This window comes from uncultured Gimesia sp. (assembly GCF_963972345.1).
Lineage (GTDB): Bacteria > Planctomycetota > Planctomycetia > Planctomycetales > Planctomycetaceae > Gimesia.
On sequence record NZ_CAXAVM010000231.1, the window covers coordinates 1 to 10,654 of the forward strand.

The window sequence follows — 10,654 nt, forward strand, 5'->3', positions numbered from 1 at the left end:
GACCTCCTGCTCGCTGCGCTCGGCCCGGATTTTATCCGGGCTCACCCTCTTTTTTTTCGTGGGGTTCGTGGTGGAAAATTCGTAATTGAGTGTTTTACCAGTTTCCCATGCAGTGTGAAACAATCGAACCTCGCCAGGCGGGTCGACACATGGGTCGACCCCTACACGGAAGGGGCTGGTATGGCTTCCCTGGTTTGAATGCTTTCCCTGACAGTTTCCTGTTGTCTGCGACAACCCCGAATTGTATCCGGGGCTACCTTTTTTTGCTGGTGGGGGCGGGTAACTGAGCACCGTCTGATCCGGTGAGGGGCATTGTTAATCATCCAGCTTCCAGGCGGTCACGTCGTCCAGCAACAGCGTGTTGCCTTTCATGATGAAGCGGTAGCCGGTTTTGTCGACGTCGAGTGAGGGGTGCTGGCCTTCCACGTGCAACCCATTGTCCAGCTGGGCGACCACTTTGTCTCCCTGCATTTCCAGTTGCAGCGTGTACCACTTGCCTGGTTCGAGGGTGCCTTTGGCCTGGGCCAGGGTGATCGGTTTGGATTTGGGATCTTTTTTATTCTTATCGGTTCGCAGGATCATGCCGTTCTCGTCGAGGATGACGCGAAACAGATGCCCCTTGGCGTGATTCAGGCTCAGGTGAAAGAAATCAGCGTCTTTCAACTGGAACGAACAGCGGATAATCGAATTGCGATGGGGCAGTTTCCAGGTCAAAACGGCTGCGTGTTTGTCGGCTGGCAGTTCCTTGCCGGTCAGCACGCCGTCTTCAATCTTCCATTCCCCCTTCGCAGCCGCCCACTGTTTGCTGAGTTTGGGCTTGTCGAAGGCATCGACGGCCGTCGGTTCGCCGGTTTTGCCCAGCACGGGTTTGAGGGGTGAATTCTTCTCGGCTTTAAGCAGTGTGGGAACCAGTAATGTCAAAGCGAGACAGCAGCAGGAAACAGATTTCAACATGAGTAAGCCACTTTCTTGAAGTGAGTTGATCTGAAGGAGATAAACAATCGGCTTCAGTTTAACAATCCGATTACAACACAGGGTAACGAAATCGGGAAAACTTTTCTGCGGATTCCGATTTCTATATGACAAGAGATGGATCTGCCTTTTCTACCAGTTTCCATTGTGAGATTTCCGTGTGCCACGGACCGGCTTGTCCGGCCGTGCCGAAGGGGTATTGGAATCCCGGTTCTGGAGGGAACGCGGCAGCGGCGACCTCCTGCTCGCTGCGCTCGGCCCGGATTTAATCCGGGCTCACCCTCTTTTTTCTTTCGTGGGGTTTCGTATCGTTCGTGGTTCATAATTCTGATTGGGGTGTTTCATTCTGTTCCCATTGTGGGGGATAGCGGGTTGATACTCGCCAGGCGGGTCGACACATGGGTCGCCCCCTACACGGAAGGGGTTGGTATTGTTTCCCTGGTTTGAATGCTTTCCCTGACAGTTTCCTGTTGTCTGCGACAAGGCCCATTCTCTTTCAACCGGGTGTATCCACATAGGTGAGACCTTCCGTCAGATTTCCACTGACCTGGATTGCGTGTCCCCAGAACAGATCTCCATCATCGTGCCAGAATTCGAATTCCCCGTCAGAATAAATTAAGATCGATTCGAGAACCATACGTTTCTTAAACGCTTCGGCAGTCACTTCGGGCTGATCTTCTTCCAACCAACCATTATTTTTACGCTCTAACAGTTCCAATACCGCGAAGTCTTTAACCTGGTCGGCCCAGTCAGATTGCTGTTCCCAAAGCTTTCTGGCAACAGTCAATGACTCCTGAATGCTTCCTGTCTCATCGCAGGATAATTCGAGACTGATATCAACATCATCCCATAATACCGAACCACTAAACCGATCCAGAACTCGATTCAGGGTTAACGGCCCAAACTGAGGATCTTCAATAATAATCGGTACCTGTCGTTCTTCCACAATCTGTTTCAGGTCTGAATCTGATTCATTCGTCGAGATAATTTCCGAGGCCACAGCCTGCAGAAATCCATTGGGATGTTGAGCGCAGCGTGCCTTGATTTTTACTATCGCGAAAGGATCAATTTCACTCATATACTGAGACACACTCTCTTCTGGCAGGGGAAATTCGACACGTAATTCTTCCTGGCTTAATTCTCCAGAAGATTTTTTCCAGGCTACAAGACTCAGTATCAGCTTCCAGTCTTCACCCAAGAAAGAAGCACCGCCTGCACCACGTTCTCCAACCAGCCCGACGATTGTCTCTTCAGGAATTTGTTCGATCACTCGCTTAAATTCCAGATTGTTCCGTTCCAGTTCTGCAAACGGATCGTCTTCATCACACACGATATATTTCCCTTATTAAATGTTAATTGGTGGCTTACTAAACTCCTGATGGCAGATTGAACATAATAACCAACGGTTATCCCTGCGACCTCCTGCTCGCTGCGCTCGGCCCGGATTTTATCCGGGCTCACCCTCTTTTTTTTCGTGGGGTTCGTGGTGGAAAATTCGTAATTGAGTGTTTTACCAGTTTCCCATGCAGTGTGAAACAATCGAACCTCGCCAGGCGGGTCGACACATGGGTCGACCCCTACACGGAAGGGGCTGGTATGGCTTCCCTGGTTTGAATGCTTTCCCTGACAGTTTCCTGTTGTCTGCGACAACCCCGGATTGCATCCGGGGCTACCCTTTTTTATGGCTGGTTACATGATAGAAATTTCCGGAAAGTGGTGAAACTCTCAGATCAGTTCGTCGATCGGTTCGCGGAGGTCGAGCATGTAGTGGGGGCGGCCCGCGAAGTCGGGGACTGTGGTCGTCATGGGGTCGATGCCCAGCTGGCGATAGAGTGTGGCGAAGACGTTTTGATAATCCAGAGGACGATCCTGGGGGACTTCGCCGAGTCGATTGGTGGAACCGATGACCTGCCCCATCCGCATGCCGCCGCCGGCAAGCAGCGCACAGGATGCCTGCGGCCAGTGATCGCGACCCGCGTTCTCGTTGATGCGAGGTGTGCGTCCGAATTCGCCCCAGGCGATCACGCTGACATCGTTCTGCAGGCCGCGGTTGTGCAGATCTTCGACCAGAGCCGTGATACCCTGATCGAATTTATTGAGCTGCAGAGGCAGGCGGGCGAAGTTCGAATGATGCCGATCCCAGCTGCCGAACGAAAGTGTGACGCAGCGCACGCCCGCTTCGACCAGGCGACGGGCCATCAGGAACTGATCCAGCCAGTGCGGGCCGGCGTCTTCACCGAAGGCGGGCGAATTATCGCCTCTGCCATAACGGTCGCGGAGGGCGGGATCTTCTTTTTCCAGATCCATGGCTTCGACCAGTTTACTGGAAGTCAGAACGTCGAAAGCCCGTTGTGAAAACGCATCCAGTCCGTCGTACGCATTGTCGGCGGAGTTGCGGAAGGCGTCAAAGCCGTCCAGCAACGCTTTCCGGTCGCGGAGTCGATCGAGCGAGATGCCCTGCAGACGCATGTTGTCCATGCCTTCGCCGGTCGGCTGCATCGGCGCGTGGGATTTCCCCAGAAAACCGGGGAAGCCGGGATTGCCGTAAGGTTCGTGGCGACTGGCAATACTGAGTCCGACAAACGGGGGAATTGCCCGGTCGACGGGGCCCTGCACTTTGGAAAGGACTGAGCCAAGGGAAGGATGGCCCGACTGCCGCCCGTCACCATTGATGGGCCAGCCACTCATGCAGAGGTCGGACGCATGCTGATCGGGACAGCCCTGCAAAGAGCGGATGATGGCGAACTTGTCCATCATGGTCGCCAGGCGGGGCAGATGTTCGCAGATCTGGATGCCGGGCACGTTGGTGTCGATGGGACGAAATTCGCCGCGAATTTCTGACGGGGCGTCCATCTTCAGGTCGTACATATCCTGATGCGAAGGGCCGCCGGACAGGAAGATCATGATGATGGCTTTGTGCCCCAGTTTTCCGGTCGGAGTGTTTGCCTGTGCTTCTGCTGCCAGGATCTGCGGGAGCGAAAGACCGCCCAGCGCCAGACCGCCGATCTTGAGGAACTGGCGGCGCGAGCCGTTACACTGTCGTTGTGATGGACCTGCGATTGAGAGCATCGTGTTCTTCTCCAAAAGGATGCAGGAGGGTTCTGGTCGGGGTATTGCAGGTGGGAGACGGAACAATCCGGTCCGTCAGCCTGAAGTCGCTCGCTGGAAATCTGTGGTATGCTGTAATGCCTTATTTGGCAGAAGCATTTTACAATCCGGTCGATGCGGCGGCAAGCAGATCAGGACTGGCAGTGCACTCCCTTTTAATATGTAAATGAAATTAAGATTTGTGTGTAACGGGGATGGATTTTGAGCGGCATTCCTTGTTGGGAGTATTTAGAGCGGCCTAGCCATATGGGTGGGGGAAGACTGGCTCTGGATTTTACGTGGCAGCTGTGACCTCTTGCTCGCTGCGCTCGGCCCGGATGTGCATCCGGGCTTACCCATTTTTTCTAATGGCTGGTTTGGGGTTTTTCGTGGTTCCAAATTCTGATGGGGATGTTTTATTCTGTTCCCATTGTGGGTGATAGCGGGTTGAGCCTCGCCAGGCGGGTCGACACATGGGTCGACCCCTACACGGAAGGGGTTGGTATGGTTTCCCTGGTTTGACTGCTTGCTCTGACAGTTTCCTGTTGTCTGCGACAACCCCGGATTACATCCGGGGCTACCCGGTTTTGCTGGTGGGGGCTGGTTAACTGAGCACCGTCGGACAAGCCGGCGCTGGCACGCGCTCGTCTGATCCGGTGGGGCACGTTGCAATAGATATAAAGGTTACCGTGTGCCACGGACCGGCTTGTCCGGCCGTGTCGAATGAGTTTAGGAATCCCGGTTCTGAGTGGTACGTGGCAGCTGGGACCTCTTGCTCGCTGCGCTCGGCCCGGATTTTATCCGGGCTCACCCTCTTTTTACTTTTGGGAGTTTCGTGTTTTTCGTGGTTCATAATTTTGACTGGGGTGTCTCATCTGTTCCCATTATGGGTGATACCAGGTTGATACTCGCCAGGCGGGTCGACACATGGGTCGACCCCTACGATGAACAGGTGGAATGTGTTGTTCTGAATTGTGTGCTTGCTGTGACAGTTTCCTATTGTCTACGACAACCCCGGATTGCATCCGGGGCTACCCGGTTTTGTTGATGGGGGGCTGGTTGTTCGGGCACTGTCGGGCAAGCCGACAGATGGCACCTGCGCGAGGGAGAGGACATTGAATTTTTGTTATGTTTGTGGGGTTCAATCTGGTTGTCTGGTTGTCTGGTTGTCTGGTTGTCTGGTTGTCTGGTTTCTGGTTGTCTGGTTTCTGGGTTCTGGGTTCTGGGTTCTGTTGCATGTTGGATTATTTTGTGGAAAGGCGTGGGGGCGTCAAGGGGGATGAACAAGATCATGTGGCGATACGGGTTGACAGAGAACCGACCTGCTGCGACGTCGAGGCGGTGCCGAGGCGAAGCTTTGCGATGTGCGGCGACCCGCAGGCTACCATCACGAACGGGTGCTATTATGCAAACTGAAAATCTGGAAAAAACAGGCTTATTTATAGTGAAGATCGCGAACATGTGGCTTGTGTTTCAGTGCACTGTAAACTGGGCACGCGCGCGACCCAAAACAGCGCTTATCGCTGTTGGCGCGGCGGGGTCAAGTCCAGTTTTTTCAGAGGGAGATAAATCAGCCCATGCGGCCGAACTGGCGATCGAGCTCGGCGTGACTGAGAACCAGGGCAGAAGGACGACCATGCGGACAGTGGTGGGCATCGTCAATCAGGTGCCTCTGTTCAAGCAGGCTATAGATTTCTTCCTGTGTGAGTCGCTGGCCGGCTTTGATGGCGGCTTTGCAGGACATCATCGTGATCAGGTCATCCAGCAGATCGCGGCGGGAGGGCTGTTTGGCATTGTCGAGGTTGTCGGCGATGTCGCGGACCAGCTGTTCCAGATTCACCTTCTTGAGCATCACGGGATAACTGGTGATCAACAGCGTGTTGCCGCCAAATTCTTCAATGCCGAGCCCGAAGCTGTTGAGCATTTCAGCATGATCCAGGAGGAGTGCCGCCTCTTTGCCGCTCATTTCGAGGGTCAGCGGGACGAGCAGTTTCTGTGCTTCGACCGACTGCGCGAGGACGCGTTTGCGGAAGTACTCGTACATGATGCGTTCGTGCAGCGCGTGCTGATCGATGATGGTCAGCGCGCCTTTGATCTCGACGACGATGTAACAGTTCAAGACCTGAATCGGTCGCAGGTCAGAAGTCGCGACGTCTGTGAATTTGTCTGCAGGTCGATCGATGTCGGGAACGACCAGGTCGGCGGGGGCGTCTATCGTTTCGGGCGAATCGAGGGACGCCTGCTCCCGGTTCTGCTGGAAGTGCGAGAGCGGAATTGCGTCGGCGGCGGTAAAGGGAGCCGCGAGATCCGAGGTGGGGGAAATGGAGCGGGGAGCCGAGCTGATTTTCAGGTCGGCGAGGTTATCGTGGACCTGGTTGAGTTGTTGTTTGGCCCAGCTCGTCAGTTCCAGCTGCGTCTGCTTCTGTTCGGGTGTGAGTGGTGGCGGCGGTGCCGTGACATCGAAGTCGGCTTTTTTCCCGAGCGACATCTGCGACTGCAGATCCATGCTGAGAAACCGGCTGCGGAGCGTGGAGAGCAGCTGGCGGTACAGGTGCTGGCCGTCGCGGAAACGGACTTCCGATTTGGTGGGATGCACGTTGACATCGACCTGGGCGGCGGGCATGTCGAGATAGAGGAACGAAATCGGCTGGCGTCCGACCATCAGCAGTCCGCGATAGGCTTCGGTCAATGCATGCTGCAGCGTGCGGTCCTGAATCCAGCGACCGTTGAGAAACAGGTACTGTCCTTTGCGGGTCGATTTGTTTTCACTGGGATGCGAGACGTAGCCCCAGATGCGGATGTCGTCGACTTCGGAATCGACCCAGATGAGCTGCTCAGCGAGATTGCTGCCATAAAACAGGCGAAGACGGTCGAGCAGATTATCGGAGGGAGGCAGATCGAAGATGACTTTGTTGTTGTGCCTGAGGACCATGTAGAGCCGCGGATGTGCGAGGGCGGCGCGGGTGAACTGCTCGCTGATGTGGCCGAACTCGGTCTTGGTGGTTTTGAGGAACTTGCGGCGGACGGGAGTATTGGCGAACAGCTGACGGACTTCGATCGATGTTCCCAATGGACAGCCACACGGCTGGGGTTTGCCGGGGATTCCGGTTTTGACTTCGAACTCGAGTCCCTGGGTCTGGTCGGCGGTACGTGTGCGGATGCGGAAGTGACTGACTTCGGAAATCGAGGCGAGGGCTTCGCCGCGGAAGCCCATGGTCTGCACGCTGAACAGGTCGTCGGCGGTAGAGATTTTGCTGGTCGCATTGCTGGCGACGGCGAGCAGCAGGTCATCGGGATGAATGCCTTCGCCGTTATCGACGACCCGGATGAGGTCGGCACCGCCGTTCATGATGTCGACTTCGATGCGGGTGGCAAGGGCGTCGATACTGTTGTCGAGGAGTTCCTTGACCGCGCTGGCGGGGCGTTCGATCACTTCGCCGGCGGCAATCTTGTTGATGACGCTGGTATCGAGTTGATGAATGCGGGAAATGGATTCCACGACGGCTTTCCGTTCCATTGGCTGATCAGTCCGACTGATGAATTGAATTGAGTAGTTTGTGCCTGGACTGTGTCCAGTTTTGCTGTAACGTCTCCAGGGCCATTTGAGACGAGTATATTAGATTGAGCGACGCGATGATTCAAAATGATGCGCTCTAGCCTGTTTTTAACGGTTCCGGGGCAAAATCGCAAGAAAGCGCGCTAGAGAGGAGAAACAGTGCTGAACACAAAATACAAAAACCTACAACGGCTGATTTCCCCAGCGCTGATGGATTTCGTGCCTGATTCCCAGATGATCGCAGATGCGGCCCGACATGAAGTCGACCAGATCGTGGATGGTGACCGGGTTATGATAAAAGCCGGGCGCAGCGGGCATGACGATGGCGCCGGCCTGGGTGAGTTTGACCATGTTTTCCAGGGGGATCAGGCCGAGCGGGGTTTCGCGGGCGAGCAGAATCAGTTTGCGTCGTTCCTTGAGATGCACGTCGGCAGCGCGGTGGATGAGATTGCCACAGGCGCCGGAAGCGATACTTCCGAGTGTGCCCATCGAACAGGGACAGACCACCATGCCATCGGTCAGGAAGGAGCCACTGGCGATGCCGGCGGAGAAATCTTTGTAATGGTGATAGATCAGTGCGCCCTGTTTGAGGTCGGAATCGCCGAGTACGGAACTGAGGGCGAAGTCTTCGCTGTGGGTGGGCTTGATTTTGCGGATGACGCTGTCATCGGGCTGGCCGGCGGGATCGGGGAGGAGTTCGGTGGGGTCGAAGTTTTCCAGATCGATTTTGAGGCCGAGCTCATGTTTGAGAACCTGTGCGGCGGAGGCGCTGATGGTGAGATGCACGGTGCGGCCGGCGGCCATCAGAACTTCGATCAGGCGAACGGCATAAATGGCGCCACTGGCACCGGTCATGGCGACGACGACATTGGACATGCGGGGACCTCACAATCTTTCATTGAACGTTATTTCGAATCAGCGGGTTTCACGCCGGTATACAAAGTGGCGATGCCGAACGTGAGCGGATACCAGCGTGTGCCTTCGAGCCCGCATTCATCCATCAGGTCGGCTAAGGCCTTGCCATACGGAAATTCAGAAACCGACTCGGGCAGATAGTTATAGGCGGACTGTCTGTTGCGGGCGAGTAATTGTCCCATTTTCGGGAGGATATGTCGAAAATAAAACTGGTAACAGGAGCGAAACAGCGGATTGGTGGGCATGGAGAATTCGAGGACGGCCACCTGACCACCGGGCTGACAGACGCGGATCATTTCTTTGAGGCCGCGACGGGTGTCGGCAACATTTCGCAGGCCGAATGCGACGGAGACGATCTGAAACTGGTTGTCGGCGAAGGGAAGTTCCTGGGTATCTGCTTCCAGAAAGGTGAGGTGGCTACTGGTATTTTTCTTCAAAGCCAGCTGCAGCATTTCATGCGTGAAGTCTGCTCCGACGACCTGTGTTTTGCCGCCTGCTTTTTTGAGATAGGAGAGGGCAAGGTCTCCGGTGCCGGTACAGACATCGAGTATCGGAGCCGGGCCAATGGGAGCGACTTTCCGCACGGTGCGCCAGCGCCAGTAGTAGTCGACGCCGCCGGAGAGGAAGTGATTCATGAAATCGTAGCGGGGTGCGATTTCGCCAAACATCTGCTGCACACGGGAGCCGGTTTTATCAACATTCATAACTTCAGGATCGTTTCTTACTTTCAGGACAGGCCGAGATCAGTCAGACGGCTCTGGACGCGTTCTAAAATTTCAGCGGGCATTTTCAATGCGGACGGCCATTCGCGGGGATGCCCTTCTGCTGCGGATTTACGGGTGGCATCGAGGCCGAGTTTGTGGCCGATGCCCTGCACGGCTGCGCTGTGATCGTCATCATCGCCGGGCCCTTCTGCGTGAATCAGATCGCGTCCCGGATTGAGATTCGTGCTGACACGATACCAGACCTGCTGTTCGTCGTGCACATTGACGTCATCATCCACAACGACGATCAGTTTCAATGATAATAGACTTTCCAGGCTCCACAATGCATTCACCACGCGACGAGCCTGCTGCGGATAGGATTTGTGAATACTGACGAACATCAGATAGCGGCCCGCGCCGGCAGGGGGAAAGTGGATGTCGACCAGTTCGGGAACCATCAGTTTCAGCAGCGGCAGAAAAACACGTTCGGTGGCTTGAGCGAAAAAATCTGCTTCTGAGGGAGGCGCCGCCGGGATCAGAGCATGCCAGATGGGATTGGCCCGATGGGTGACAGCGGACAGATTCAACGGCATCACTTTTTCAGCTGGACTGTAGTAGCCGGTGGCATTCGCGACGGGACCGACGTCAACCGGATCAGAGGCGGGATCGATAAAGCCTTCCATCACGATTTCGGCTTGCGCGGGGACATCGATTTCAATCGAACGGGCTCGAACCAGTTCCAACGGATTATTACGGAGAAAGCCACCAAAGGCATAGGGGTCGGTCATTTTCGGCAGTGGTGCGTGCGCGGTATAGAGGCCGACGGGATCACCGCCAATCACAATGGCAACGGGCAGTTGCTGACCGCGGGCATGGAATTTCTGCAGGAGCTGATATCCGGCGTCATGCTGACTCCAGCGGATTGCCAGTTGCTGATCTGAGATGACCTGAATGGGTCGGGCGTTGACGAAGCGGGCTTTGGTTTCGGGGTCGAATGTAATGATCTGGGCGGCGGTGATCGTGGGCGATTGTTCTTCGGGCCAGCAGGTGAGCAGCGGGAATTCGCTGAGATTGACATCACGGCCGAGCTTGACCACCTGCTGACAGCTGGCGGTTTTGACGATGCGGGGTTTGACGTTGAGAAGCTGCGAGAACTGCGGAATCATCTTCAGCGAATCGAGCCAGCCTTCGGGCAGATCGGGTGACAGGAGTCCGGCGACACGGTCGGCGATGGAATCGAGGGCATCGGTTCGCAGAATCTGCAGCAGTCGGGGCAGGCTGCCATACAGATTGGTCAGCACCGGGATTTTGTGCCCGGCGACCTGATCAAACAGCAGTGCGGGTGCGGAATCGGGCGGGCTGGCTTTAACGACCTGTTCGGTGATGGCAGCAATTTCGAGCTGTGTTTCTACCGGGGATG

8 protein-coding genes are annotated in these 10,654 nt (G+C 55.5%); 1 reads left to right on the forward strand and 7 read right to left on the reverse strand.

All coding sequences use genetic code 11. The features are described from left to right. The coding region (locus AACZ40_RS25405; protein WP_339676355.1) for a hypothetical protein at positions 1 to 198 on the forward strand (198 nt) is incomplete at its 5' end. Between the two features lie 117 nt (positions 199 to 315). Here AACZ40_RS25405 and AACZ40_RS25410 read toward each other — a convergent pair. From AACZ40_RS25410 to AACZ40_RS25440, 7 genes are all read right to left on the reverse strand, one after another. Beyond that, on the reverse strand, positions 316 to 954 hold the full coding sequence (locus AACZ40_RS25410) for a hypothetical protein (RefSeq protein WP_291166129.1): 639 nt from the start codon (positions 952 to 954) through the stop codon (positions 316 to 318). A gap of 514 nt (positions 955 to 1,468) precedes the next feature. Beyond that, on the reverse strand, positions 1,469 to 2,302 hold the full coding sequence (locus AACZ40_RS25415; protein WP_291166131.1) for a DUF2262 domain-containing protein: 834 nt from the start codon (positions 2,300 to 2,302) through the stop codon (positions 1,469 to 1,471). A 395-nt stretch (positions 2,303 to 2,697) separates the two neighbouring features. After that, on the reverse strand, positions 2,698 to 4,041 hold the full coding sequence (locus AACZ40_RS25420) for a DUF1501 domain-containing protein (protein WP_291166133.1): 1,344 nt from the start codon (positions 4,039 to 4,041) through the stop codon (positions 2,698 to 2,700). A gap of 1,588 nt (positions 4,042 to 5,629) precedes the next feature. Continuing rightward, the gene (gene mutL / locus AACZ40_RS25425) at positions 5,630 to 7,576 is read right to left on the reverse strand and encodes a DNA mismatch repair endonuclease MutL (RefSeq protein ID WP_291166135.1); all 1,947 of its coding nucleotides are present in this window, start codon (positions 7,574 to 7,576) and stop codon (positions 5,630 to 5,632) included. Positions 7,577 to 7,798: 222 nt separating this feature from the next. Further along, positions 7,799 to 8,491 (reverse strand): flavin prenyltransferase UbiX, encoded by a 693-nt coding sequence (locus AACZ40_RS25430; protein WP_291166138.1) that lies wholly within the window; start codon positions 8,489 to 8,491, stop codon positions 7,799 to 7,801. A 29-nt stretch (positions 8,492 to 8,520) separates the two neighbouring features. Then, positions 8,521 to 9,234 carry a bifunctional demethylmenaquinone methyltransferase/2-methoxy-6-polyprenyl-1,4-benzoquinol methylase UbiE gene (gene ubiE, locus AACZ40_RS25435; RefSeq protein WP_291166141.1) on the reverse strand — a complete coding sequence of 238 codons (714 nt, stop codon included), beginning with the start codon at positions 9,232 to 9,234 and terminating at the stop codon, positions 8,521 to 8,523. 23 nt (positions 9,235 to 9,257) lie between these two features. Beyond that, positions 9,258 to 10,654 (reverse strand): UbiD family decarboxylase (locus tag AACZ40_RS25440; RefSeq protein ID WP_339676361.1); only part of this gene is annotated, 1,397 nt, incomplete at its 5' end.

Coding starts and splice junctions, on each gene's coding strand:
- AACZ40_RS25410 (WP_291166129.1), bottom strand. CDS start 954: ATGTTGAAATCTGTTTCCTGCTGCTGTCTCGCTTTGACATTACTGGTT.
- AACZ40_RS25420 (WP_291166133.1), bottom strand. CDS start 4,041: ATGCTCTCAATCGCAGGTCCATCACAACGACAGTGTAACGGCTCGCGC.
- mutL (WP_291166135.1), bottom strand. CDS start 7,576: ATGGAACGGAAAGCCGTCGTGGAATCCATTTCCCGCATTCATCAACTC.
- AACZ40_RS25430 (WP_291166138.1), bottom strand. CDS start 8,491: ATGTCCAATGTCGTCGTCGCCATGACCGGTGCCAGTGGCGCCATTTAT.
- ubiE (WP_291166141.1), bottom strand. CDS start 9,234: ATGAATGTTGATAAAACCGGCTCCCGTGTGCAGCAGATGTTTGGCGAA.